The sequence below is a fragment of the Mucilaginibacter sp. 22184 genome, assembly GCF_052045695.1.
Classification (GTDB): Bacteria; Bacteroidota; Bacteroidia; order Sphingobacteriales; family Sphingobacteriaceae; genus Mucilaginibacter.
In genome coordinates this window covers 41,739-67,210 of the sequence record NZ_JBQEPI010000003.1, presented here as the reverse complement: position 1 = coordinate 67,210, position 25,472 = coordinate 41,739, and the positions used below count along the sequence as shown (strand labels likewise).

At 40.5% G+C, this 25,472-nt stretch carries 21 protein-coding genes; 15 read left to right on the top strand and 6 right to left on the bottom strand.

The features are described 5' to 3' along the window. Window positions 1-282: 282 nt before the first annotated feature. The 13 genes from ACTJKG_RS07775 (at window position 283) to ACTJKG_RS07715 (ending at window position 15,179) form a co-directional block, all read left to right on the top strand. Window positions 283-1,002, top strand: a complete 720-nt coding sequence (locus ACTJKG_RS07775; RefSeq protein WP_440738865.1) for a glycosyltransferase — start codon at window positions 283-285, stop codon at window positions 1,000-1,002. Between the two features lie 36 nt (window positions 1,003-1,038). Further along, window positions 1,039-1,491 carry a hypothetical protein gene (locus ACTJKG_RS07770; RefSeq protein ID WP_440738864.1) on the top strand — a complete coding sequence of 151 codons (453 nt, stop codon included), beginning with the start codon at window positions 1,039-1,041 and terminating at the stop codon, window positions 1,489-1,491. 214 nt (window positions 1,492-1,705) lie between these two features. Continuing rightward, window positions 1,706-2,800 (top strand): NAD-dependent epimerase, encoded by a 1,095-nt coding sequence (locus ACTJKG_RS07765; protein ID WP_440738863.1) that lies wholly within the window; start codon window positions 1,706-1,708, stop codon window positions 2,798-2,800. 195 nt (window positions 2,801-2,995) lie between these two features. Then, on the top strand, window positions 2,996-4,414 hold the full coding sequence (locus ACTJKG_RS07760; protein WP_440738862.1) for a pectate lyase family protein: 1,419 nt from the start codon (window positions 2,996-2,998) through the stop codon (window positions 4,412-4,414). Between the two features lie 272 nt (window positions 4,415-4,686). Continuing rightward, a complete protein-coding gene (locus ACTJKG_RS07755) occupies window positions 4,687-5,850 on the top strand; it encodes a glycosyltransferase family 4 protein (RefSeq protein ID WP_440738861.1) in 1,164 nt (387 codons plus the stop codon). A gap of 12 nt (window positions 5,851-5,862) precedes the next feature. Then, window positions 5,863-6,666: a phytanoyl-CoA dioxygenase family protein gene (locus ACTJKG_RS07750; protein ID WP_440738860.1), complete on the top strand. Its 804-nt coding sequence runs from the start codon at window positions 5,863-5,865 to the stop codon at window positions 6,664-6,666. Window positions 6,667-6,702: 36 nt separating this feature from the next. Beyond that, window positions 6,703-7,674 carry a hypothetical protein gene (locus ACTJKG_RS07745; RefSeq protein WP_440738859.1) on the top strand — a complete coding sequence of 324 codons (972 nt, stop codon included), beginning with the start codon at window positions 6,703-6,705 and terminating at the stop codon, window positions 7,672-7,674. Further along, a complete protein-coding gene (locus ACTJKG_RS07740) occupies window positions 7,671-8,177 on the top strand; it encodes a GNAT family N-acetyltransferase (RefSeq protein WP_440738858.1) in 507 nt (168 codons plus the stop codon). The genes ACTJKG_RS07745 and ACTJKG_RS07740 overlap by 4 nt, the downstream gene beginning before the upstream one ends. A 27-nt stretch (window positions 8,178-8,204) precedes the next feature. Beyond that, entirely contained in the window at window positions 8,205-9,230 is a 1,026-nt protein-coding gene (locus tag ACTJKG_RS07735; protein ID WP_440738857.1) for a GNAT family N-acetyltransferase, read from the top strand. Between the two features lie 221 nt (window positions 9,231-9,451). After that, on the top strand, window positions 9,452-11,215 hold the full coding sequence (locus tag ACTJKG_RS07730) for an SDR family NAD(P)-dependent oxidoreductase (protein WP_440738856.1): 1,764 nt from the start codon (window positions 9,452-9,454) through the stop codon (window positions 11,213-11,215). A 255-nt stretch (window positions 11,216-11,470) separates the two neighbouring features. After that, window positions 11,471-11,923 (top strand): hypothetical protein, encoded by a 453-nt coding sequence (locus tag ACTJKG_RS07725; protein WP_440738855.1) that lies wholly within the window; start codon window positions 11,471-11,473, stop codon window positions 11,921-11,923. Window positions 11,924-12,314: 391 nt separating this feature from the next. Then, window positions 12,315-13,787, top strand: coding sequence for a PAS domain-containing protein (locus ACTJKG_RS07720; protein ID WP_440738854.1), 1,473 nt, complete (start codon window positions 12,315-12,317; stop codon window positions 13,785-13,787). A gap of 339 nt (window positions 13,788-14,126) precedes the next feature. Beyond that, window positions 14,127-15,179 carry a response regulator gene (locus ACTJKG_RS07715; RefSeq protein ID WP_440738853.1) on the top strand — a complete coding sequence of 351 codons (1,053 nt, stop codon included), beginning with the start codon at window positions 14,127-14,129 and terminating at the stop codon, window positions 15,177-15,179. Window positions 15,180-15,589: 410 nt separating this feature from the next. Here the strand turns inward: ACTJKG_RS07715 and ACTJKG_RS07710 are convergent, their stop codons facing one another. From ACTJKG_RS07710 to ACTJKG_RS07695, 4 genes are all read right to left on the bottom strand, one after another. Then, the gene (locus tag ACTJKG_RS07710; protein WP_440738852.1) at window positions 15,590-16,855 is read right to left on the bottom strand and encodes a L,D-transpeptidase family protein; all 1,266 of its coding nucleotides are present in this window, start codon (window positions 16,853-16,855) and stop codon (window positions 15,590-15,592) included. Between the two features lie 589 nt (window positions 16,856-17,444). Continuing rightward, window positions 17,445-19,991: a cation-translocating P-type ATPase gene (locus ACTJKG_RS07705; RefSeq protein WP_440738851.1), complete on the bottom strand. Its 2,547-nt coding sequence runs from the start codon at window positions 19,989-19,991 to the stop codon at window positions 17,445-17,447. A gap of 79 nt (window positions 19,992-20,070) precedes the next feature. Then, complete coding sequence (locus tag ACTJKG_RS07700) at window positions 20,071-21,078, bottom strand: zinc-dependent alcohol dehydrogenase family protein (RefSeq protein WP_440738850.1); 1,008 nt, start codon at window positions 21,076-21,078, stop codon at window positions 20,071-20,073. A 38-nt stretch (window positions 21,079-21,116) separates the two neighbouring features. Then, a complete protein-coding gene (locus ACTJKG_RS07695) occupies window positions 21,117-22,001 on the bottom strand; it encodes a universal stress protein (RefSeq protein WP_440738849.1) in 885 nt (294 codons plus the stop codon). 228 nt (window positions 22,002-22,229) lie between these two features. Here ACTJKG_RS07695 and ACTJKG_RS07690 point away from each other — a divergent pair, with 228 nt between their 5' ends. Beyond that, the gene (locus tag ACTJKG_RS07690; RefSeq protein WP_440738848.1) at window positions 22,230-22,886 is read left to right on the top strand and encodes a BON domain-containing protein; all 657 of its coding nucleotides are present in this window, start codon (window positions 22,230-22,232) and stop codon (window positions 22,884-22,886) included. 76 nt (window positions 22,887-22,962) lie between these two features. On the opposite strand, the gene ACTJKG_RS07685 is transcribed toward ACTJKG_RS07690, so the two are convergent. Continuing rightward, entirely contained in the window at window positions 22,963-23,364 is a 402-nt protein-coding gene (locus tag ACTJKG_RS07685; protein ID WP_440738847.1) for a hypothetical protein, read from the bottom strand. 38 nt (window positions 23,365-23,402) lie between these two features. Next, window positions 23,403-23,834 carry an Hsp20/alpha crystallin family protein gene (locus ACTJKG_RS07680; RefSeq protein WP_440738846.1) on the bottom strand — a complete coding sequence of 144 codons (432 nt, stop codon included), beginning with the start codon at window positions 23,832-23,834 and terminating at the stop codon, window positions 23,403-23,405. A gap of 159 nt (window positions 23,835-23,993) precedes the next feature. Here ACTJKG_RS07680 and ACTJKG_RS07675 point away from each other — a divergent pair, with 159 nt between their 5' ends. After that, window positions 23,994-25,421, top strand: a complete 1,428-nt coding sequence (locus ACTJKG_RS07675; protein ID WP_440739104.1) for an MBL fold metallo-hydrolase RNA specificity domain-containing protein — start codon at window positions 23,994-23,996, stop codon at window positions 25,419-25,421. Window positions 25,422-25,472 lie beyond the last annotated feature (51 nt).

Here is a 25,472-nt window from a genome sequence, read left to right as displayed (position 1 = left end):
GCTATAGGGGCACCGATGATATTTGCAAAAAAAGTAAACTTTGGTGGCTTAGATATCCCGAGCGGGCAATCGTTGTGTTACGCAAGCAGCAATAGCATGTTTGTGGGTTTTTTAAAACTTATAAAGTTACTCAAACCTTACCGAAAAGATTTCATTTTGATCAGCACTCACCCTTACTTGAACGCTTATTTGGGGTTTTTAAAAAGGGTAGGTTATATAAAATCTCAGCTTATTGTACGCGAGTGTACCTCTGTCTTTACCAGATTTACCGGATTAAAAAAAATGAGTTATGAACTGGCTTATTATTTAGGATATCCGGCTGTAGATCTTGTTGTTTGCCAAACAAGTTTGATGCGCTCTCAATTTCTACGGCATATAAATTTTATACCAAACCAAAAGGTAATAGTACAGGGAAACCCTATAAACCTAAAGCTAATTAGTACTAAGGCCAAATTACCCTTAAGTGATGCGGATACAACCGAGGACTTTATCTGCGCTGCCGGACGACTGATTCCTGAAAAAGGATTTGCGGTTTTAATACATGCCTTTAGCTATATCGAAAAGCAATATCCAACTTTAAAGTTGCTGATATTAGGTGAGGGGGGCAAAAGAACTGAGCTAAACAGGTTAATTGAAACCCTGGGACTTACAGATCGCGTCATACTAAAAGGCAGGATCGATAACCCTATCCCTTATTTTAAGCAGGCGAAAACATGTGTAGTATCATCTATTAAGGAAGGTTTTCCGAACGTACTAATGGAAATGATGTCTGTAAATCCATCAGTCGTTACAACTCTTTGCGCCGGGGGAATAGAAACAATACCCGGAATCTTGAAAGTAAAACCAGATAGCGTTAATGAACTGGTGATCGGTATTGGAAAAGCACTTGATAAAAATATTGGAAGCTCAAGCCCAGTAATTAAGCAATATCTGTATAACAGGACACCTGAAATATTTATTAACTCCTTATTAAAAAGCCTTTCCACTGTAAACGGCCTTTAAATAAAAAGGATATTGTTACACTTTAATTTAAATCACATGAGACGCAAGCAAAAGTTTCTTGAAAAAATAGTGCCTTTAATTATGTTAATAGGCATATTCATTTTTCTCAATGGTTGTAAAAAAGGATTAGAAAGTCCGGCACCTGTTAAAGTAAAAACACCTGTAGAGATAAGAGCAGGTTTATTTGCCATAGATTTTGATGGCTTAAGATCTGATGGTGGGTATGCCTGGAAAATTGGGTATGTAATAGATGGGGGAGATTCAAACGAGGCGCCCTCAGCCTCACTTCTCCGGATTTTTGAAAATGGTGTAGAGTTACATCCACCTCATTCCCCACATCAGGATATCCGTGATTTAGGAAAAGGGCGCTTTAGCCACTGGGGTACAACACTCTATTTCTCTACCACTGATAATACAGATCCGGTTGCTAATGGCCGCGAATATGCTTACACCTTAGATGGTTCAGGATATCCTGCAGCAAAAAATTGATAATATACCTGCTTGTTTTTTTATAAATTATCAAAGCGACGCTTTACTGAACTCATCTTGTCAAATTTTATAAGGAACAAAAGCTTCGAAGGTTATACATCGGTAACCACTTACTAATTTGATTTACAAGTGCTCATGCTTGTTTAATATAGACATCCTCGTTTCTCCCTTTATTTTAAAGGGTTATTAGTTCATCTTTTAAACTTAAAATCTTATGAAAATTTTAGTTACCGGCACTGCTGGTTTCATTGGCTATCATTTGGCCAAGCGGTTGTTAGATAGGGGCGATATAGTAGTCGGTATCGATAATTTAAATGATTATTATGATGTGAGATTAAAATATGCTCGACTTAAAGAAACCGGTATTAGTATAGCTGGATTGGAATATGCAAAACCTGTTTGCAGTGCAAACTATCCTAACTATACATTTATAAAACTTGATCTGCTGGATAAAGAGCGCTTGGAAGCCTGTTTTCAAAAATATAAATTTGATGCGGTGTGTAATCTGGCAGCCCAGGCTGGAGTACGCTATAGTTTAACAAATCCCGAGGTTTATATAGATTCAAATATCAAAGGATTCTTGAATATTTTAGAGTGCTGTCGGCATTTTAAAGTGGGACATTTGACTTATGCGAGTTCTTCCAGCGTTTACGGATTGAACAAGAAAATGCCCCTTAATGAACATGATATAGCCGATCATCCTGTTTCGTTGTACGCTGCTTCGAAAAAAGCCAATGAAATGATGGCGCATACCTATAGTCATCTGTTTAATTTACGTACCACAGGGCTCCGTTTTTTTACTGTTTACGGGCCATGGGGCCGACCAGATATGGCACTGTTTATTTTTACAAAAGCTATGTTAGAAGGCAAGCCTATTGAGGTTTTCAATAACGGTAATATGAAACGTGATTTTACCTATATTGATGATATTGTTGATGGCATTGTACATGTGATTGATGCGCCCGCTGAAAGCAACCCCAATTGGGATGCCCAAAAACCAGATCTGGCTACTTCAAAAGCTCCTTACCGAATCTTTAATATTGGTGGTGGTGCTCCCGTTAGTCTACTTGATTTTGTAAACGAGATAGAAAAACAAATTCACCGCACTGCAAAAAAAGTGTTTTTACCTATGCAGGAGGGTGATGTGGCCGAGACATGCGCTGATGTATCCAATTTAAAAGGGGTTTTAAATTATAAACCTTTGACTACGGTGCACGTTGGGATTTCCAGATTTATTACCTGGTATAAGGCATTTTATAAACCGAATGAACAGAATTTACAATCAATCTCTTCGACAGTAGAAGTATAGTAATGTCATTTTAATGTCATGAAATGTGCAGTTTTATACAGTTGGTTTACAATTATATTATACATGTTATTGATGTTAACGCTTTAATTGAGGCTTTTTTGAACCCATTTTGATTTAAGTCTATTTTCCATGTGATTTTTATTGGCAATTTTTCAAACACACCCCCGTTTGATGGCCTAATTGAAAAAAACACATATGGAAAGAAAAACAACACCTTTTAAAAAAATGGTAACGGCAGGTTTGATGTTAAGCACAATTATCCTGTTGGGTAGTTGCCAAAAAAGCGGGAATTCTCCTGGGCTTGCATCTAATAATGCCGCACTAACAACAGTTTCAGAAACTACTGCTACCACAAGTACGGTAGGTACAAGCACCAGTACCGCTGTTGATTTAACGGGATTAAAGTCAGATGGTGGTTATTCCTACAAGATAGGTTATCCGCTTAGTAAATCTGGGGACTCTAATACGCAACCCACGGCATCAACCATGCGTCTTTTTGAAAACGGAGTCGAATTAAAACCTCCTCATTCTGTTCATCAGGATATTCGCAATTATGGGAAAGGTCGTTTTAGTCATTGGGGTACGGAGCTGATGTTTTCGGCTTCTGATAATACCAATCCAGCAACCAATGGCCGAAAGTATACATATACTCTTGACGGATCTGCAGGTACTGCGACAACTGGAACGTCTAATAATTCTGCATCAACTTCATCGGTAACTACAACCGGGCTAATGGGATACGCTATGTACAACGGAACAACAACCGGTGGTGCAGGCGGCACATCAGTTACAGTAAGTTCACTTGAAGCGTTAAGAAGCGCGGTAAAAGGTAATGCTCCGAAAATAGTTTACATCAGTGGCGCAATTAAGAGTACCGGGGACGATTTGGTTTATGTAGGTTCCAATACATCAATAATCGGTAAACCGAATGCTTCCGTAGAAGGCCTCACACTTTTTATGGAAACCGTTAGCAATATTATTGTTCAGGATTTGCGTCTTAAGAATTATGTTTATGATGCCGGTATTCAAATCAAATACTCATCTCATCACATTTGGGTAGATCATTGCGAATTCTCATGTGATCGTTCAAAATGGGGATACTGGGGTAAGGATATTGCCATTACAAGGGAGTCTGACTTTATAACAGTATCATGGTGTAAATTTCATGATAATAACTTATCAGTACTCATTAGTGGAGGCATAGTAGGGCACGAATCTGATCAAGGAAAACTTCACATCACTATGCATCACAATTACTGGTATAACGTTAGTGAAAGAGAGCCAACAATGAACTACGGTCGGGTGCATCTTTTTAATAACTATCATTTGAACAACGCAAGTTATTCTATATCGGCCAGAGCCGGTGGTATTGTCAGAACCGACAATGACTACTTTGCAAACGGTCACAAACCCATTACTACTAATTTGGATGGTGATCCTCCAGGTTATATCAGTGGTGCAAATACGGATATCTTTGTTAACTGTGGTGCTAACGATATAACTACCCCGATATCTACATGGGTGCCTGAGTATGCCTATAAACAATATTTGAATGCGGCTGCCGATGTACCTGCACTTGTAGTACAAGGCACAGGGCCAAGAGCCATTCACTAATCGTTTTATAAAGTTTAATGTCCCTTTAACAGCCCAATTGTTCATACAATTGGGCTGTTAAAATTTAGTATCATCAACCAATCCTTTAACCGTACGCCCAGTACAGGCTCTTTTCCTTTTAAACCGGGTTGCATTTTTAAGATGTCCAGCTGAGGGATAGTATTTACCTGCATTCTTTAGCATAAATGTCAATCTCTTCTTGTACAGGTATAACAGCTCTATATAAGGTTGTATTATACATGCAGGTATTGTAATAATAACATGAATTCAAAATGGCACAAACGGTTCTGATCGCTTGCGATTCCTCGAAATCATTGATGGACTTTAGGGGTAACCTGGTTGAGTTGATAGCTCAGCAACATAAAGTGCATGTATACACTTCCGGTATAATGCATCCAAGTTTTCGGGAGAAATTAAAACTTATGCAGGTTAAGGTTCATGAAATTGAACTTAAGGGAGGTGTTGTATCTGTTTTTTTAGATCTCATGTACATGATACAGCTTTATAAGCTCATGAAAAATATCAAGCCCGACGTTTTTTTTCCTTATACACTAAAACCTGTTATTTACGGAACATTGCTCGCAAAAATATGCCAAATTAAAAGCATAACACCAATGCTCACTGGTTTGGGTTATAATTTTACATCAGCGTCAAAAAATAAACTGGTAAGCCATATTACGCGAAGGCTGTTGAAGTTTAGCCTGACGGAAAGTAAACGGCTTAAGATAATCTTCCATAATAATGATGATTATCAAACGCTTTTGCAATGCAATATATTAAACGAAAAGCACCAGGCTGTTATCGTGAATGGCTCAGGAGTCGATCTTGATTACTACACCTATTGCGAACCAAATGCAAAAAAAATCAACTTTTTGATGATAGCCCGCTTAATAAATGCAAAAGGCATACGTGAATATTACGAAGCAGCAAAAAATATCCGCTTGCGTTTTCCGGAGGTTACTTTTAACCTCATCGGTACTTACGGCGATAATGTTGATGTCATAGACGACGAACTGTACACTAAAATATGTAGTGGTGATGTGGTTAATTATCGCGGCGAGGTTGGTGATGTGCGCCCGTATATTCAAAATGCCTCGGTAATAGTTTTACCCTCTTATAGAGAGGGGATGCCCAGGAGCCTGCTGGAAGGAATGGCCATGGGCAGAGCTATCATTACTTGCGATGCTGTGGGCTGTCGGGAAACGATTAATAGTGAAGGTGAGGTTAATGGCTTATTAGTTCCGGTAAAAAATGTTCCGGAGCTTGTGGCTAAAATGGAGTTTTTTATTAATAATACAGATGCCATATATCATTATGGTATCAACGGGCTTGCTTTTGTCCGGAAAAAATTTGACGTGCACATGATCAACGCAGAGATGCTGAACATAATGCATTTGGATAAGGAATATGCAGATCTTAATGAAATAACCAATTAAACTTTTTATATAATGGAAAATGAATTTAATTATGCAGAAAGAACGATTAGGAGTTTTGAAAAAGCAATGGATAACTATGGATGGATTGCCTACACTGATGCGTTAAACCCTGATTTTATTAAAACGATCAATGATGATTTGGTAACGGCATATGATTACAGAAGAAAAATTCAGGAGAAGAATGGTATTAGTGCAAATATGGACGGAACTCTGCATCATTTATTAGAGCGGGATAACTTTGCACTCCGTTTTCTTGAAAAAATGTTTTGTCACGATGAGATCAGTTATTTTTTGAGAGGCAATTATATCCTCAACGGTATCAACGCTGTTATACACGCAAGGCAGGAGCATCCCTATCTCAGTAATATGCATCGTGATGTGAGAACCTTTATGAAAGATACAAAGCTGTTGATTCAGATGATTGTTACATTGGATGATTTTACTTTAGAGAATGGAGCAACTTATTTTCTTTCCGGTTCGCATAAAACAGATCTGCGTCCGGACGAAACTTATTTTTATAAGCACGCTGCCCGGGCAATTGTCCCTAAGGGCAGCATTATCCTCTTTAATTCAAATATTTGGCATGCTGCTGGTGAAAATAGTACAGCCTACTTAAGAAGGGCTCTGACACTAGGATTTACCAGGCCATTTTTTAAGCAACAAATGGATTACTCAAGGTTTTTAGGATATGACTTTGTTGCAGAATTAAGTCCTGAACTGCGCCAGGTTATTGGGTATAATGCACGTATTCCGGAAAACCTGGATGAATATTATCAGCCTCCGCATTTAAGGATGTACCAGCGCGATCAAGGCTGAGTATAATTAGAATCATACAATTTCAATCCTTTAGCAATGCAAAAAAACAAACCTAACCCAAAATCGATGGGGGGGTACTTTGAGCTGCAACTTACTCCCGGCATTGATTACTATCCCAATTTAGTGCGTTTAAATACAGGTCGAAATGCTTTGGAATACATTTTAAGGCGAAAAGCCTATACTAAAATTTACATACCTTATTTCACATGTGAAGTTATACTAGAACCTATAAATAAATTGAATATAGCTTATCAGTTTTATACTATAAATGAGAATCTTGAACCAATTATTGATTTTGCGATCGAGCCGCATTCCTGCCTTTTATATACCAATTACTTTGGCATCAAACAGGAAGTCGTAAAAGAATTAAGTAAGCAGATCAAAAACCTAATTATCGATAATTCACAGGCTTTTTTTTCTGAACCCTTGCCTGGTATTGATACATTTTATTCTTGCCGGAAGTTTTTCGGCGTTTCTGATGGAGCGTATCTTCAAATTAAAAAGAAACTTAGTAAAAAGTTACCAGTTGACTTATCCATCAACCGGTTTTCTCATCTTCTAAAAAGCATAGAATTAGGTATTGAAGCGGGTTATAGCGATTATAAAGCCAATAACGAGGTTTTGGAAAATAATGAAATTAAAGGTATGTCGCGTTTAACGCAGAAAATCCTTTCGGGAATTGATTATGAAGAATGTGCCAAGATAAGAAAGCGAAATTTTAATTTTTTGCATAAGCACCTGCAAGCTCATAACCTATTAAAGTTCAATATTTCAGAGAGCTCTTCTCCAATGGTTTATCCATTTCTGAGCACGAACCGGGATTTGAAGCTGCATCTGATACAGAAAAAAATATATGTTGCAACTTATTGGCCTAATGTTTTTAAGTGGACTAATAAAAAAATGTTCGAACATCGCCTGGCCCGTTATCTGGTGCCTTTGCCAATAGATCACCGATATAACCTTCAGGATATATTTTTTATGTTAAATATTTTACAACAGTTTTTATGACGATTTCTGTATATATACGCCCCCTGGTACTAGAAGATGCCCAAACCTCTTATTTATGGAGAAATGATCCGCAAATATGGACATTTACAAAGTTTAAAGCTACAAAGCGCATCACATCCAGAATGGAAACTGCTTGGCTACAAGATAATTTGCGTAAGCCAGATCAAATCCGCTTTGCCATATGCTTGAAGGGGCTCGATACCTATATCGGTAATATTCAACTACTAGATATTCAGCAGAATAAGGCAGAGCTGCACTTGTTTATTGGTAATAAATTGTATTGGGGTAAGGGGATTGGTTATCAGGCTACTATGCTTATACTAAAATATGCTTTTTTTTTCAAAGATCTGGAAAGTTTATATCTAAGAGTACACCCGGCGAATATTCCCGCTTTATCGATTTACGAAAAAGCCGGATTTGAAATTACCGGTGAAAAAGACGGGCTTGTCATGATGAGTATTTCAAAAAAGAAGTTCATTGCTCATGAAGATCTCAAGAGATGACCATTTTCTAAATAAACCAATAACCTTATGATTAGAATATTTACCATCCACCATAAATTGGAATGGATTTCCTATGTTCAAAAAGCAGCTGAGTATGACTTCTATCATACCTGGCATTATCATACCTTGGAAACCGGCGGTGCGCCAATTTTAGTTGTATATCAGGAACATGATGATTTTATTGGAATTCCATTACTACGAAGAACAATTCCCGGATCTGAATTTTTTGACCTTAGCTGTGTGTATGGTTATACGGGACCTTTTTCGAATAAAAAAATAGAGGAATTGGATGAATCGCTTATGGGAAATTTTAAACGAGCTTTCCTTCAATTTTTATCAGACGAAAAATATGTCTCTGTATTTATTCGGATGCACCCTTTTTTCAAGCAACAATTATTGCTCAAAGAATTTGGAGGGGTACACGAAAATGGCCTAACCGTTGTTATTGACCTGTCTTTAAGCATCGAAGCTCAACGCGAAAGATACCGGCAATCAACCATGGATGCCGTAAAACATGCCAGGAAAAGAGGGTTTGTGATTAAAGATGAAAAGCACCGGGAAGCTGTTGCTGTATTTGTAAATATTTATCAGGAAACGATGAAACGGGTGGGCGCATCTGATTACTATTTGTTTAATGAAGACTATTTTGTCAGAATACTGAATACCAATGAATATGACGCCCGGCTTTTAACAGTATATGACGGTGATGAAGCCATTTGCAGTACCATAGTCACATTTACAAACGGTATTATCCAGGCACATTTATTAGGTACCCGTGCAGAATACCTGCATCACAGTCCGTCGAAATTTTTGGCCGATGAAATTTCAATAATAGGAAGGTCAGCAGGAATGCGTTACTACAATTTGGGTGGAGGATTGGGTTTTAAAGAGGATGCACTTTTTAAGTGGAAGTTAGGCTTCACCGATCTTTGCCTTCCGTATAAAAGCTGGCGTTATGTAGCCAACCCTTGCGCTTATCAAGAACTTCTTGCAAAAAAAAATATCGATAAAAATTCAGATATCGATTTTTTTCCACTTTACAGATACGTCTGAAATTATAAATAACCGTAATCTTATTTATTATGTTACTTATCAGAAATTTACTATTTCAGGATAGAATTCATTCCAGGTGGTTAGTTCTTCTGATCGATTTGGTGATAGTTTTTATATCCCTTTGTCTGGCGATTTCTTTAAAGGACAAACTGGATATGAAGTTAAATAATATTTATTATATGATTTTTTATTGTGTCAATGCCATTTTAATATTCCTCATTATGCGCATTCACACCCGTATTATCAGATATTCCAACACCAAGGATATGTTGCGTGTTTTCATGGCCGTGTTGGTAAGTAATGCCGCATTCATGTTGCTTTGCAATATCTTTTTTGCACCTTACTTTCAGTTTAGTTTAAGTGGATTAGGTGATATTCTGCTCATTAATTTTTTTATATCATCGTCATTACTTATGGGTATGCGTATTGTGATAAAAGACCTGTTTCTGTACCTTGATGGTCCCTTAGCTGCGGTAAAAAAAGATAATATACTGATATATGGTTCAGGCACATCCTCTATTTTAATCAAGAAGGCCATCGAGGCCCAAAAAGGACTCATGATACAGGTTCAGGGCTTTATAGATGTTGGGTCTGATAAAATAAATAAATGCCTCGAACAAAGACAGGTTTACCCGGTAAGGGCACTTAAGGGTCTAAAGGAAAAATTTGCCATTAAAACCATATTGGTAACTTCTGAAGACCTGAATATTGACGGTAAAAAAACTGCCATAGAAAAATGTATAGAATTGGGTATCAAAGTTATTACAGTACCGCCTTCCGGTCAATGGCTAAACGGAAAACCTAATTTAACCCAATTTAAAGATTTAAAAATTGAAGATTTGTTAGAACGTGCACCTATTGAGTTAGGCAAGGATCATATTTTTAGCGAACTCAGTGGTAAAAGAGTTCTGGTTACCGGTGCTGCCGGTTCAATAGGATCTGAAATAGTGCGGCAGGTAATGAGTTATAATCCGGAATATGTCATATTATGCGATCAGGCTGAAACTCCGTTACATGATATACAGCTTGAAATTGAAGACGGAAATAGCACATGCAAGACAAAGATATTTGTTGCGGATATCCAAAATACTAATCGGATTAAATCATTATTTAACTTATACAAACCACAGATTGTTTTTCATGCCGCTGCTTATAAACATGTGCCCATGATGGAAAATAATGCTGTAGAAGCGGTGCTGACCAACGTATGGGGTACCAAAAACATGGCAGATATCTCGTTGGAGTTTGGGGTGCAAAAGTTTGTAATGATTTCAACAGATAAAGCTGTGCGGCCTACCAATATTATGGGGGCATCTAAGCGAATTGCAGAAATGTACATACAGTCTTTAGGTACCGAGCTCGCTGATAAAAACTCTCTTTATTTAGTAAATGATAATAATGCAATACATCGCACCAAATTTATTACAACCCGTTTCGGTAATGTTTTAGGTTCAAATGGCTCCGTTATTCCAAGATTTAAAGCACAAATTGAAAAGGGGGGACCTGTAACAGTAACCCATCCTGATATTACCCGTTATTTTATGACCATCCCTGAAGCGGTACAACTGGTTCTGGAAGCAGCAGTAATGGGTAAAGGTTCCGAAATATTCCTGTTTGATATGGGCGAACCTGTTAGGATAGCAGACCTGGCAGCTAATATGATCAAGCTGGCCGGTCTTAGACCTGATGAGGACATCAAAATTGTTTATACCGGACTTAGGCCTGGTGAAAAGCTATACGAAGAAATGCTAAATGTAGACGAACATATTATTCCAACTCACAATAAAAATATAACGATTTCTAAAACTATACCTAATTGTTATATCGAAGTTAATAAAGTAATCAAAGAATTGTTGGAATTGAGCATGCTTAATAATACCGATCAAATGGTGCTGAAAATGAAAAGTATCCTGCCAGATTATATCAGTAATAACTCACAGTATGAAAAGCTGGATATGATGCTCGTTAATACCGAAATAATATAGGCTAAAGAATGATATTGGGCTCTTAATAACTTGTAAAACATATTGTTCAAAATCACGGGTAAATGTGATGCAAATCACTTTTTAGTGTTTTCATTGATTTATTTTTATTAAACATAATAGCAAGGTGAACAAGATGAACAGATTGAAAATAGTAAGCGAATCTTATTTGATATGATTGGCTACTTATCACATTAGGTTCATACATCAACCTGCAAAAGTTTTTAATAAGGTTAGATATATTAAAAAAATTAAGGTATGTATAATAAAATCGATTATCCGGTTGTGAGTTATGATAACAATTCTATGAGGTCTCCTAATTATTCGGATATAAATTACGGCCAGGTAGTAGAGCGTGTGGTTCGAAGAGATCCTATAGGTATTAGCGAACTTGCCAGACGGTTGAATGTGAGCCGACGTACTATTTATAATTGGTTTGAAACGGAGAAACTGAGCTTTGATATTATCTGTAAAATTGGGTTTGTGATTGGACACGACTTCTCTGACGAACTTCCTGAGGATTTTGCCCAAAAAAGCAATAATGCAACAGAAGAGTCTTTTACCGAAATAAAAAACGGAACGGAACAGCCACCAAATGCCATTTATTATTGGATGGATAGGTATATAAAGTTATTGGAAAAGTTTAACGAAACATTAAGTCACGAAATGAAAGACCATGATTCGCACTCAGATAATGCTTGGAACAGATAATCTGAACCCGCTTTTTTATATAGCCTGTAAATTTTAACAAACGAAGCCATTGACAAATAGTCAACGGCTTCGTTTGTTTTATATCTCAAGATCAAATTTGTGCGGAAATCACAGTAGCATGGTTTACTTTAATTAATTTAAGAAAAAGAGAGCGGCAAGATACTCAGTACAAACGATGAATTTAAACACACATATCATAACATTATATCTCCTTAACATACTAATCTGATTTTATCATGGTCGTCGTAATTCAGGACAAGATTGTATCAAATTTAACAAGCAAATGGTAATTGGTTGATGACGGTTTGTTATTAAAATGATCATCATCACTATTTTATATCTGTATAACTATCACTTTTATACTATTGTAATTTACAAAGCCCCGATCCATATGAATACCATTACTTACAAAAAGCATGCGCCAGATTTTGAAATAGTTCATCAATCGATAGTAATGTTCGCTTATTGGGATCGAGGCCTGATATGTCGATATGCGAGCGAAGCCTATGCCATGTGGTTTGGCAGGCGGATTGATAGTATGATTGATGTACTAAAATTGCCCGAATTATTAAAAGATAATTTTCCGGAAAATTTACCTTATATAACTGCTGTACTGGAAGGTGGTGAACAGCGTTTTGAATATAGTACCAGGGCATCTTTCGGTGAAATAAGGAAAGGCATGGTTACTTATAGCCCTAATTTTGCAAATGGGGAAATAGATGGCTTTTTTGTTCATATAAAAGACATTGCCAACAATGAAAATAAAAATGCACTTGTTTCTCATAAAAACCTAGAAAGTTTTAATTCCTTACCTGAAAGAATACCCATCGATGTGGAAGCTACATTGAAGTCATGTCTGTTTGCAGAGTTTCCAGGAATAGCGAAACTTTCAAAGCAACATTTTGTATCAGAGTCAAAACTGAAGCGAGATTTTAGAGCTAAATTCAATATGAGTGTCTTTGCCTACTACAGGAACTTGCAAATGGAGTTGGCCGAAAAATATCTGGAGGAGAATTTGTATAGTAAAAAACAATTAGCTATTATATTTAATTTCTCTAATCCGTCCAATTTTACTGCCCGTTATAAAAAGTATCTTAATGATAAAACTGAAAATTATGTAACAAAAAAGAACATTTCAGAAAATAAATATGAGCTATTTGTTTTGCAAGCGCCATTTGCTATGGCCATGTTCGACAAGAAAATGCGCTATATGGCATTTTCAAATAAATGGTTAAAGGATCACAACCACCTCAACGGCGACTTAACCGGCACCGTTTATAACCCAGTTTTATTAATTGGTAAGTTGAGGTCCATTGAAATTTATAAAGCAACAATGAGAGGTAGCATTAATAAATGTGATGGTGAACTGATCGAAAAACCTAATGGTGCAAAAACGTGGATAAAATGGGAGGTAAGACCCTGGTACGACGATAAAAATGTGATAGGAGGATTATTAATATATACAGAAGATATTTCTGTTTTAAAAATGCGGGATATCGAAAACGATGATGTGTCAGAAATTTTGGGGAAAGCTAATGAAATAGCTCGAATTGGGAGCTGGAAGTGCGACGTTAAAAATAACAAAACCTTTTTGAGTAAAATCGCCATGGAAATATTAGACATTCCTGTAGGTGCGGAGGTTGATTTCGGGATGATTTTAGAGTGGTTTAAAGAAGGAAGCGACCGTAATTTGATCAAACAAGCTTACATGCATGCGCTAACAAAAGGATTGACATTTAGCATTGAGGCTGAGGTAACCACATGGACGGGGAGCCCGAAAGGGGTGAGGGTAATAGGTTATTCGGAATTTAAGGAGGGCTCCTGTCAAAAAATTGCGGGTATATTTCAGGATATTTCAAGATAAATAGTGTGATAAAAACACTTAAAATAAGATGTTTGAACACGAGAATGGCCGCGTATAGGTATATATTGGCCCTTTGCGAGTTTAATTTATAAATATAAATTGTAAATTTGTGCATCCTTATAAAATTACTGAGTTTGTCAAAACGATATTATTTGCCAATTTTATAACTAACAACATTTTATTTACAACCTAAACTGAGTACACATCTTTTCGAATCATAATCGGGACTGATAAACTCTGGATTTAGATTATTGTTTTTAATTGTTAAGTTGAAAAGTTCTGATCTGCCTATAATGAGTTAAATCTAAGTTATCCCTAATAACTTTAACCTTATTGATTATGAATGAATGTATACTTATTATCGACGATGATGACTTGATGAGAGCTATCACGACCAAAGTATTAACACAAGCTGGATACGCTACAGTTCAGGCAAACAATGGGAAAACAGGCGTTGCATTAATATCGCAAGTAAAACCAGACCTGATATTGTGTGATATCATGATGCCTGGATTGGACGGGTATGATGTTTTACAAAAACTTAGTAATAATAAAGAAACAGCAAGTATCCCGTTTATTTTTTTAACTTCTAAAAATGATCCTTTAGACTTTAGAAAAGGTATGCAACTGGGAGCCGACGATTATATTATTAAACCGGTTAATAGTACAGAATTAATTAGTTCAGTAATATGCCGGTTAAATAAAAACGAAGCCCGGAGAATTTCATTTAACCGGACCATGCACAGCATGGATATACTGACGAATAACCCCCAAGGTGAAGAAATCGAATTAAAAGCATTGATAGCCAGCAGAAAAATACGTCAGGTGAAAAAGAAGCAGGTTTTATATTTCGATGGTGATCAACCAACTGGTATATACCTGGTGCTTGATGGCTGTATTAAAACTACTAAGTTATCAGATGATGGAAGAGAATTTATGACTGGTTTATATAAAGCTGATAATTATTTAGGCGTAAAGGCTTTATTACTAAACGAGATCTATAAAGAAAGTGCTGTGGCGGTTGAGGATGCTACTGTATGTCTGCTGCCTAAGGATACTGTTTTATCATTGTTGGCCCGTTATCCATCTATCAGTCAGCAGTTTTTACGATTGCTTTCAAATGATATAGCCGAGAAAGAAGATCAGATGTTAGAACTCGCTTATAATTCTGTAAGAAAACGATTGGCACAAACGCTATTAAGATTAAGCAAAAAGTTAAACGATTTCTTGCTGCTTAAAATATCCCGGGAAGAATTGGCTGGTATGGCTGGTATGGCTATGGAAACCGTTAGCAGGACCTTAACCGATTTTATAGAAGAAGGGCTGATTGAAAAAAAATCCGGTCATATTACAATCCTGGAACCTAACCGCTTGGAAAGGATTAAAAATTGAGAGGAAACTGTTGGTTTAGAATTTGTCAACAGGTTTATTTGATAACAATAAAGACCAGGCCGTTGCGGCGTTGAGTATGTTATAAACGATTGCTTATTCCTGGGGTACTTTCTGCAATTAGTCTTCTTTATCTATCTTAAAACAATATCCCAGCTTGAAAGGCATTGAGAGCACCTTTTAATCATGCTAATGTTTGCTTTCATCTCGACAAATTAGGCTTAGATGCGGTCCGTATGAAATTTAAGTGGTTTTTATACCTTCCGCGCTAAGACTGCGCATATACGAGATCCAAACATGTTCTGATTAACTTGTCGCGAAATATCGGATGCCAATTTGCTGGAAAAAATGAAAAGATCATCTAACCACTACCACGGGGGCCGATAATATTTTTCCCTATAACGAGAATGAGTCTATTTTTTACTTGAAAAAATCTGGTTAAAATGATAAAGCGCCATTCCCAGGCTTTGATCCATCGCGTAGATATCTTTATAACTGATCAACCTGCCCCCTTTTACTTCACAGGTCAGATAGGTAATTTTTAATGGAATTGGATGCCGTAGATTGAATTGTTTCTTTCGATAGAAGGAGATAGCCTGATGCAGATTACTAACCTGTTCCGAACTTTGATCATTTTCCAGGATCAAAGCGGCCAGCTGTTCCGGATGTTCAACCCGGATACATTGATCGCCCAGATCACGATCTGCCCGTTGAAATAACTCCAGGAAGGGAGTGTCATGCAGATAAATGCCATATGTATTTGGAAAGCGGAAAACGAGCAGGCCCAGAGCATTACCACAGCCTACAGATTGCCGGGCGTAAAATGCCCCCGGGCGCTGTTGAATCTCCAAAAGCCTGGCAGTTGTTGGCTCGACATAGTTCCCCTGTTGATCATAGATTACGTATTGATTATTCTCCAGGTATTGTTTATCCTTGATGGCCTGAGGCAATAATTCCTCTACAAACATTTTTGACGGAACCTTCCATTCCGGGCAGGTAATAAAATAGTTTATTTCGCTTTGCAGGGTTGGGGTTGGTGTGGACGGTTTGCCGGTGATCACTTTAAATTCATCGAGGTTCCCCGCATGGTAAAACTTCAGCGTATAGGACGGAATATTGACCTGGATATAATCACCTTTTTCAGGTGTTATCCAGCGTAAGCGCTCCATATTAATAGCAATTTTCAGTATGTCGTCCTTTGGCTTTTGATAACAGCTATTTTGATAGGGCCCGGTTAATAGCTGAAGCTGGCGCTTTAAATCCAGGTAGGCGATTGATACGGGTTGGGCTGTCTCCAGCATTTTTTTAAAGTCCCTGCCGTGTATCGCATTCAGCAGCAGTTGCGGTGCATTAAATCCATTGACCACCGCAGAGTCCAGATAGTGATCCGGGAAATCGGGATTTAGCTTACCATAATGCATGTTGTTGATCATATACAGTACTGCGTCCGTAAGCAGGATATCGAACCTGGATTTCTGATCATTCCCGGTTTGCCCGAAATGGACGCTGAGGTAATGTAATTTATCAATTAACAGATCTTCAGGATGATAGTCGTCAAATGAAAGCCCATATTGTAATGCACAATCAAGCATCAGCATGGCCTCTGTCGCCGGGGTCCGGACACTGTCTGGGGCTACCCACAAAAGCTTGTAGCCATTCTGCTGATAACAGCGTGCCACCGAATTAGGATAATATAAATCACCCTTATGGTTTCTCAGCTGATTTTTTAGTGATTCGGCTATTGGAGTATCGACGCGAGTCAAAGAGTGCTGATAATATAGATTTAAAGTTGTCGCTTGTGTACTGTTCGGAAAAAACAAAATAATTAGATAAGCCAGTAGCCTTAAATCTCCATGAAGTTTGTTCTCTGACCGTTTCTGTGTTTTGTTCAGTGTTTCCATATCCGTAATTATTTACCGGAATAAATATCTTGTTTTGTAATCCCTTAAATAATGATGTTTGTCATTCATTTGGTTGATAATCAGCATTATTTATGTTCTTTAGCCTCCTGAGGAGTGATTTTTAGGAATGGGCGTTCCGTGTGGAGGCCGGAACGCAAAACACTGATGTTTTTATTCTGTGGACGGTAAAAAAACGGAACCGGGGTTTCCGGTTCCGTAATGGGCAGCACTTCAGTCCTTAAAGACGAAGTCTACTGCTTCATCTACCGAAACAGGAATAAATTCCATCCCTCGGGTAATACAAATATCGCTTACGGGCTGTTTTGTGATGCTGTAATCCATCATACTTTATATTGATATTCGTCATTTAATGATGGATCTGGCTTTGAAGCAAGATAGCTCTTTTGCCCGGTTTCAATACCTCAACCCAAATTACGGAAAGTGTGCCCACTACCGAACTGATGGATAACTGGACAAGGCCTAAAGGTTCAAATCCAAAAAATGTTGACAACGGATGGATATAAAATAATGATCCGGAAACCAGGATCGTGATGCCAAGCAAAGCAGGCACGAGGTTATTCCTGTACTTAATGGTAGTTAACAAGGAGTAATAAAAAGAACGGTTTACCAAAGTCAGCAGGATATTAGCAACGATCAGGGTACTGAATACCATGGTGCGTGTAGTGGTTTCATTGAAATGCCGGGATACGGCAAACAGGTAAATACCCAAAGTACCAGCCGCGATGACCAGGCCCTGAATGGCACTCGTCAGGAGTTCTTTTCCGTTAAAAAAGGTTTGGGTAAATGCCCGGGGTTGCTGCATCATGGTATTCTTTTCCATGGGCTCATTTTCATAAACGATGGAACAGGTAGGCCCCATGATCAGCTCGAGGAAAATGATATGTACAGGTGAAAAGATATTGGGATATGTCCAGCCGAGTAACAGTGGAATAAATACGGTGAGGATTATAGGGATGTGGATGGAAATGATATACTGGATGGCCTTTTTAAGATTAGCATATATCCTTCTGCCCATGGCTATGGCATCTGTCATTTTTGACAGGTCATCATCGACTAGGACGAGGGCGGCTGCTTGTTTGGCAATCTCTGTTCCTTTTTTGCCCATTGCAATGCCAATATGTGCCGCTTTTAATGCTGGCCCGTCATTGACGCCATCCCCGGTCATGGCCACAATCTGACTGTGAGTTTTCAGGGCCCGAACCACCTTTAGCTTCGCCTCGGGGAACATTCGCGTAAACATGTTTGTTTGGAGAACGGTTTTTCGTAACTCTTCATCGCTCTGTGTCATTAAGGCCGTGCCGTCGATGCATTGATCATATCCTTTGAATCCGATCTGCCTGGCGATGGATGCAGTTGTCGCAGAGTTGTCACCGGTAATGATTTTCACCGCCAGGCCTGCTTTATAGAATGTCTGCAGTACTTTCTTAATATTTGCTTTTGGGGGATCGTAAAAAGCAACGACCCCTTTAAATGTAAATCTGAATTCCTGCTGGCTGGCTGGGAACTCTTCTTCTCCAAAGATAGCCTCTCCAACGCCTAAAACCCGGTAACCGTCATCAGCAAACGTGGCAATGGCGGCCAGCGTACATTGATACTCCTCTTCGCTTAACACGCATACCTGCATAATGGCCTCTGGGGCCCCTTTGGCGGCAATGATCCGGCGCCCCGAACCATCAGTGAAAATATGGGTCATCATGGGAGGTTTGCCGCCCAGCGGATATCCGTAGATCATATGATAAAACGGCCTTTCATCAGTTGGGAATAGCTGCATATAAGTATGATGCAGGGCGACCTCCATCGGATCAAAAGGTACGGGTTCACTGGCCCACATAGCCATTCTGATCAACTCCCGTTCATTTGAATCAAACAAACCTACATTATCAGCGACGCGATTTGATCTCAAAGCGAAAACACCGGCAAGGCTCATCTTGTTTTCAGTGATCGTTCCCGTTTTGTCGGTACAGATTACTGTAGCGCTGCCGAGGGTCTCCACCGTTTTCATTTGTTTGACCACGACCCCCATCTTCATCAGGCGCCAGGCACCAATGGCCATAAAGGTGGTAAAAGCCACCGGTATCTCTTCCGGCAAAATACTCATCGCCAGCGTAAGTCCCTTCAGCAGGCTATCCAGAATAAGGGCCGATCGGTAATAGTTGATGGCCCAGACAATCAGGAATATGACAACACCGGCAATCACCATCTTCTTGACAAAGCTACTAATCTGCAGTTCGAGTGGTGTTTGCTCTTCGGGTATGGCCTCCAGACTTTTGCCAATTTTTCCCAGCCTTGTTTCATGGGCAATAGCTGTTACCGTAGCAATGGCCAGTCCGCTGGCGACCATTGTGCCCTGGTAGATAAAATGGTCACTTTGTTCCGGATCTTTATAAACGGATAGCGATTCCCCGGTGAGAATGGATTCATTCACAGAGAAGTCATTGGATTGAACGATTGCGGCATCGGCCATAATAGCTGCGCCCTCTTCAACAACCAGACTGTCACCTACGACCAGTTCCTCGGCTCTTATACTTACTGTTTTACTATTCCGGATAACCTTACAGCCGGCTTGGGTATAGTTCCTGAGTTGCTCCATGGCGTTGCGACTCCGAGAGTCCTGATACAGGGAAATAGCGGAAACCAATATAATGGCAGAAGCCAGGAAAAAACCATCACCGGTATTGCCGCTGACAAAATAAATTCCTGAGGTTGCCAGCAGCAGCAGGACCATAGGCTCTTTGAACAGACTTTTGACCGCATCAAAAAAACGATTCCCCTTTTTATAAAGCAACCGGTTGAACCCGAATTGTTTTCGGGCCTCGACAACCTGCGCATCATTCAATCCGGCTATTTTTACGGTTGAAAATCCGGGACGAAGGGTAATAGGAGTAGTTTCCATTATTTATTTTTTAGGCATCGGTTAAACAGTAGTCAAAAGGTTGAATGATGAAAAACTTTTCGATAGCTAAAGCCCGGCTTCAGGCCATGGTTAAAACCGCTGCTCCGCTGATCTGGCCTCTCCTTAATTTTTCAATGGCTTCATTGGCCTGTGCAAGAGGGAATACGGTGGTCTGTGTATGAACGGGGATTGTTTTCAGTGTGTCGAAAAAATCCAGGCCATCCTGGCGGGTCAGGTTAGCTACCGATTGGATGGTCCTTTCTCCCCAAATGAGCTCATAGGGAAATGCAGGGATCTCACTCATATGAATGCCGCCGCAAATGACCTGCCCAGCCTTTTTTACCTGTTTTAAAGCCATAGGGATCAGCTCACCGGCGGATGCAAATATCATAGCGGCATCCAGTAGTTCAGGAGGCGCTTCAGTACTGTTGCCGGCCCAAACGGCTCCTGATTGCCTGGCAAATTCCTGCGCGGCCTCATCGCTGTTACGGGTAAAGGCAAAAACTCTTTTTCCCTGCGCCCGGGCAATTTGAATGATAATATGCGCCGCTGCGCCAAAACCGTAAATGCCTATATTGATCGCGACGGGATCGATCATCCGGTAGGAACGAAAACCGATCAGACCGGCACAGAGCAGCGGTGCAGCTGAAGCGCTATCATTATGAACGTCAATGGGGAAACAATATCGTGCATCAGCTACGGCGTACTCGGCGTAACCGCCATCAATTGTATAACCGGTAAACAGCGCATGATCACAGAGATTTTCCCTCCCCTGTTTGCAGTACCGGCAATTCCCGCAGGTATAACCCAGCCAGGGTACACCGACCAGGGAATTCAGTGCTTGTTCTTTCACGTCCTTTCCCCATCCGGCTACCGCTGCAATGATTTCATGACCAGGGATCAGCGGAAGTTTAGGCTGATCAAGCTCGCCGTCCAGGATATGCAGATCCGTTCTGCAGATACCGCAAGCCAGGATTTTCAGCAAGACCTGCCCGTCGGCCGGTTTGGGTACCGGTACCTGTTTAAGGGTAAGTGGCTGGCCGGCTTTTTCGAATATCATGGCCCGCATATAACCTGGAGTTTTCATTTCGCGGTGTTTAATTGTGTTTTAATACAATGCTTGTTTTATAGTACCGCACAGCAGTCGGGCGGGAATACCAGTAATGGAATGGTGATATGTTTAGCCAGCCGCTGTGTATGACTGCCACTGATCAGTTTCGAAAGAAAATGATGAGGACGATGAACCATGGCCAGCATATCGATCTGGCTGTGTTCATAAAGCCAGTTCAGGCCGCGATCCACATCGATACTCTTGACATGCCGGTAATATATTTTTGGATAATTGACTTTATCCGATACTTCGGCCAGGAAATCGTCGATCTCCCGTTGTTCGGCATGTTTTTCATATTTTTCATCCGTAATATGACTAACGAGGATCTCCGCGTTAAAATAGTGCGCCATGCTGGCCAGGGAATGAATCACTTCTATATCCCCCTTGCTCAAATCGGTGGCAAAAGCGATCTTTTTAATAGGCTGATAAATAAAATCTCCCGGAATAAGCAGTACCGGGAATGTGGTTTTTTCTATCAGATCACGGCTGTTGCTGCCCAGGAAAAAACGGCTCAGGCCCCCTGCTCCTGACATACCCATTACGACCAGGGACATTTTCTGTTCATCCATCACATTTCTGATCACCTCGGTTACCGAGCCAACCTCACTGCTGTAACCAATAGCTGGCTGGTAAGCTGGTGGTAGCCCCTCCGCTTGTTCCTCGAGTTTTTGTTCCAGCTTTTCTACAGACAGCTCCAGTTGTTCTGTCACGAAGCTTTTGATAGAGGTGTAATCTTCCAGCGGCCAGGCAATTTGTGGGGCCATCGGAGCCTCTGCGGGCACTGAAATTGCGCTACATAACCGGATGCCGGTTTTCATGCTTTTGGCCAGATGGAGGGCATAACGTGCGGCATTGTTTGCAGGCGCGGAAAAATCGGTGGGGACTAATATCGTTTTCATGTCGGGTGATTTTAAAGTTTTATTCCATACAAAGTTTGCTTTTTCATCCCTATCGGTAAATGTCCCTGGTCACCTGGATATATGATATCGGACACAAACAGTTCATGCCGGGTTGCTCTGTTATTGACGCAGGTTTGATCAGCATCAGGCAATGTACTGAGCGATATCATTTTTTAAGGGTATTGGAGGTTGCAATTTTGTTGGATCGATCATTAAATCAAAAGCGTTATGAAAACAGATAAAGAAATCCGTCAAGACATTATCGAAGAACTGCAATGGGAGCCCATGGTTAATTCAACCGAAATCGAAGTGGGTGTCCACGAGGGAGCGGTCACATTGAGCGGTCATGTATGCTCCTTTGCCGGGAAAATGATTGCCGGGAAAGTGGCGCGCCGGATCAAAGGTGTAAAAGCTGTGCATGATGAACTGGAAGTGGTGCTCCCTGCCGACGCCCAATTACCCGATGAGCTGATCGCCAAAAATGTATCAAATGCCCTGAAATGGCACACCACAATTCCCGATGACCGGATACAGGTAAATGTGAAAAGCGCTGAAGTATGCCTGGAGGGAGAAGTTGACTGGGCCTATCAAAAAGAAGAAGTTTGTAATGCCATTTGCGGTCAGAAAGGTATTAAGCAGGTCATTGACAGGATCGTTGTAAAGCCCCGCCCTGACGCAATACTGATCAAAGAAAATATCGCTAAGGCACTGCAGCGCCGGGCGAACCTGGAGGCTACAGGAATTCAGATCGAAATACAGGGTGATCAGGTCATATTGAAAGGCAAGGTACATTCCTGGAACGAGAGAACGGAAGCAGCCTATGCAGCATGGGCTGCACCGGGAGTGTCCACCGTAGACGACCAGATCGTCATAGATTACGATTGAAGAATGGGGCAATAGCTTGCCCTTTTTTAGCTATAAAAAAGTACCTCCGGAAACTGATGTTATTTTGTGCGCTGCCTTAATAGGTAAACGGCGTAGTGATGCGCTTGATGTTTGCGATCAATAGGAAAAGTTCTGTTTTAGTTGCGCGATAATCTTTGGCTAAGCGGTTGTTGAACCTTTCTAACGGAGACTGGTTAGCATATAACAAAGTTTGGTCCTCCGACAGGGACCCGGTTAGGATCATTTCGAGCTGTTTAAGCTGATGGCTAAGTTGCCTGTCCGCTTGCTGCAGGTCTGTTTCTAATTGGTAAAGTTGCTTTCCTGCCCGTTTGAGTTTAGCCAGGTATGGTGGTGCCGATAAGCGGATGAAATAATCATCCAGCAAACGAAGCAGGAAAGCTGTTTCAATTTTATAGAACTCCAGATCGGCCGCCCGCCGTTTGGTCATAAGATATTGCCTGGTAAGGTCTGACATCATGGTGTTGTTAAGATTGAAACCTGTTGGACTGATGCGGATCAGTCAACTTTTACTTCTTTTTTGGCCGGGAGAACCTTGTCTGATTTTTTAAGATCAACAACCAGTAGGCCATCTTTGTACGATGCTTTGATCTTTTCTTCCTCAACATTTTCCGGCAGTTTGAAAGAGCGGGTAAAGGCTGTTTTTGAAAACTCTTTACGGGTGTAGTTTTCTGTCTCTTCCTTTTGCTCCTTACTGGTTTCGGCGCTGATCGTCATCAGACCATTTTCGGTTGAGATCTTAAAATCCTCCTTTTTGAAACCTGGTGCTGCTACTTCCAGCTCAAAATTATGTTTGGTTTCCCGGATGTTTACCGCAGGTAATTGCTCTCCTGTAAAAAGAGGTTTGTCAAAGAACTTGTCGGTGTTCCAAAAATCTTCCATCATTGACCTGAATGAAGGAAGGCCGTTAGTTTTTACTAAAGTTGACATAATGATTTAATTTAATGTTTATAGTCCAAATTTCCCGGTATTTATTAAAAACTGCTATGATTCAAATCAGTTCCCAAAATGATCTTCGTCAATAATCCGGTTTGGGCAGCGCACTAATTTTACGGGATCATATAAACCGACTATTCAAAGCTATTGATCATGAACAACGAAAATAATGATCTTCATAACCAGGCTGTTTATTTACAGTCTTTTGGGGCCGCGGAAACTGTTACCGGTTCAAAACACCTTTTGCAAACACCGGATCTGAACATCCTGGTAGATTGTGGCTTATTCCAGGGTATTAAGTCTCTCAGGGAAAGAAACTGGGAAAAACCACCGGCGGAACTTTCAGCTGTCGATGTGATGATCCTTACCCATGCTCATCTGGATCATTGCGGATATATTCCCTTATTCGTCAAAAACGGGTACCGGGGGAAAATTTACATGACTTCACCTACCCGTGACCTGACCGAACTGATCCTGAGGGACAGCGCAAAACTACAGGAAGAGGATGCCGATAAAGCTAACAGGCATGGTTACAGCAAACATCAACCGGCCGAACCATTATATACGACAGGGGACGTGGAAACGGCATTACAGTATTTTGTCACTATAGAAGCTGGCCATGATTTCCAGCTCCACGAGGAGATTAGGTTTAAATTTTTCCCCGCCGGACATATTTTGGGGGCATGCTCCGTGGAAATCAACTGCTATGGGAAAACAATTGTATTTTCCGGAGACATTGGCCGGTATCATTCAGAATTGCTGCCCCCGCCGGTTCACCCGGTTAAAGCTGATTTCGTAGTGATGGAGTCTACGTACGGGGATCGCCTGCACGGGGAAGCCGATCCGGCGGAAGCATTCGCCCTGGCCATCAAAGACACGATCTTTCAGGGCGGTAATTTGCTGGTTCCCTGTTTTGCCGTTGGCCGGGCGCAGGATGTGATGCATATTTTATACCGCTTGAAAAACAGCAAAGCAATACCTCAAAGTATCCCGGTTTTCCTGGATAGTCCGATGGCTGCCTCGGCCGGCCGGTCCCTGTTGAAATATCCGGACTGGCTAACCCTTCCGCCAGCGGATGCTGCACGCATGTTCAGCGGAGTGACCATCAATCCGGATTATCATCACACGGAAAAGATCATTCGTCAGCGGGGGAGCAAGATCGTACTTGCTGCTAGCGGGATGCTTACCGGTGGCAGGGTTTTGGAATATCTCAAACATTATCTTGGGAATGCGAGGAATACCATCCTGATGATCGGTTATCAGGCCGAAGGTACCCGCGGGAGGGCGCTGCTCAATCAAGTAGCGGAAATTAAGATACACGGACAATATTACCCGGTCAGAGCGCGGATTCTGGAGATCGGCGGCTTGTCCGCACATGCCGATCAGGGCGAGCTGCTAACCTGGGTAAAGGGATTTGTAGCATCACCGGTGGCGATTTTTTTGGTACACGGGGAACCTAGCGCGCAGGAAGCGCTCCGGGTCAAAGTAAAGGACGAACTCCACGTTCCTGTTACGATTATGGAGGAAGGTAAACCAAAACTACTGTTTGCAGTAAACCACAATGAGTTGAAAGCACAATAAATCATTGGAGCGGACAACATTTTGAGGCCTAACCAGATATAGGTTGAATTT

Bases quoted from the DNA above. Each gene is read 5' to 3' on its own strand.
- ACTJKG_RS07775 (WP_440738865.1), top strand. From the start codon at position 283: ATGAGTTATGAACTGGCTTATTATTTAGGATATCCGGCTGTAGATCTT.
- ACTJKG_RS07770 (WP_440738864.1), top strand. From the start codon at position 1,039: ATGAGACGCAAGCAAAAGTTTCTTGAAAAAATAGTGCCTTTAATTATG.
- ACTJKG_RS07765 (WP_440738863.1), top strand. From the start codon at position 1,706: ATGAAAATTTTAGTTACCGGCACTGCTGGTTTCATTGGCTATCATTTG.
- ACTJKG_RS07760 (WP_440738862.1), top strand. From the start codon at position 2,996: ATGGAAAGAAAAACAACACCTTTTAAAAAAATGGTAACGGCAGGTTTG.
- ACTJKG_RS07755 (WP_440738861.1), top strand. From the start codon at position 4,687: ATGGCACAAACGGTTCTGATCGCTTGCGATTCCTCGAAATCATTGATG.
- ACTJKG_RS07750 (WP_440738860.1), top strand. From the start codon at position 5,863: ATGGAAAATGAATTTAATTATGCAGAAAGAACGATTAGGAGTTTTGAA.
- ACTJKG_RS07745 (WP_440738859.1), top strand. From the start codon at position 6,703: ATGCAAAAAAACAAACCTAACCCAAAATCGATGGGGGGGTACTTTGAG.
- ACTJKG_RS07740 (WP_440738858.1), top strand. From the start codon at position 7,671: ATGACGATTTCTGTATATATACGCCCCCTGGTACTAGAAGATGCCCAA.
- ACTJKG_RS07735 (WP_440738857.1), top strand. From the start codon at position 8,205: ATGATTAGAATATTTACCATCCACCATAAATTGGAATGGATTTCCTAT.
- ACTJKG_RS07730 (WP_440738856.1), top strand. From the start codon at position 9,452: ATGCGCATTCACACCCGTATTATCAGATATTCCAACACCAAGGATATG.
- ACTJKG_RS07725 (WP_440738855.1), top strand. From the start codon at position 11,471: ATGTATAATAAAATCGATTATCCGGTTGTGAGTTATGATAACAATTCT.
- ACTJKG_RS07720 (WP_440738854.1), top strand. From the start codon at position 12,315: ATGAATACCATTACTTACAAAAAGCATGCGCCAGATTTTGAAATAGTT.
- ACTJKG_RS07715 (WP_440738853.1), top strand. From the start codon at position 14,127: ATGAATGAATGTATACTTATTATCGACGATGATGACTTGATGAGAGCT.
- ACTJKG_RS07705 (WP_440738851.1), bottom strand. From the start codon at position 19,991: ATGGAAACTACTCCTATTACCCTTCGTCCCGGATTTTCAACCGTAAAA.
- ACTJKG_RS07700 (WP_440738850.1), bottom strand. From the start codon at position 21,078: ATGAAAACTCCAGGTTATATGCGGGCCATGATATTCGAAAAAGCCGGC.
- ACTJKG_RS07695 (WP_440738849.1), bottom strand. From the start codon at position 22,001: ATGAAAACGATATTAGTCCCCACCGATTTTTCCGCGCCTGCAAACAAT.
- ACTJKG_RS07690 (WP_440738848.1), top strand. From the start codon at position 22,230: ATGAAAACAGATAAAGAAATCCGTCAAGACATTATCGAAGAACTGCAA.
- ACTJKG_RS07685 (WP_440738847.1), bottom strand. From the start codon at position 23,364: ATGATGTCAGACCTTACCAGGCAATATCTTATGACCAAACGGCGGGCG.
- ACTJKG_RS07680 (WP_440738846.1), bottom strand. From the start codon at position 23,834: ATGTCAACTTTAGTAAAAACTAACGGCCTTCCTTCATTCAGGTCAATG.
- ACTJKG_RS07675 (WP_440739104.1), top strand. From the start codon at position 23,994: ATGAACAACGAAAATAATGATCTTCATAACCAGGCTGTTTATTTACAG.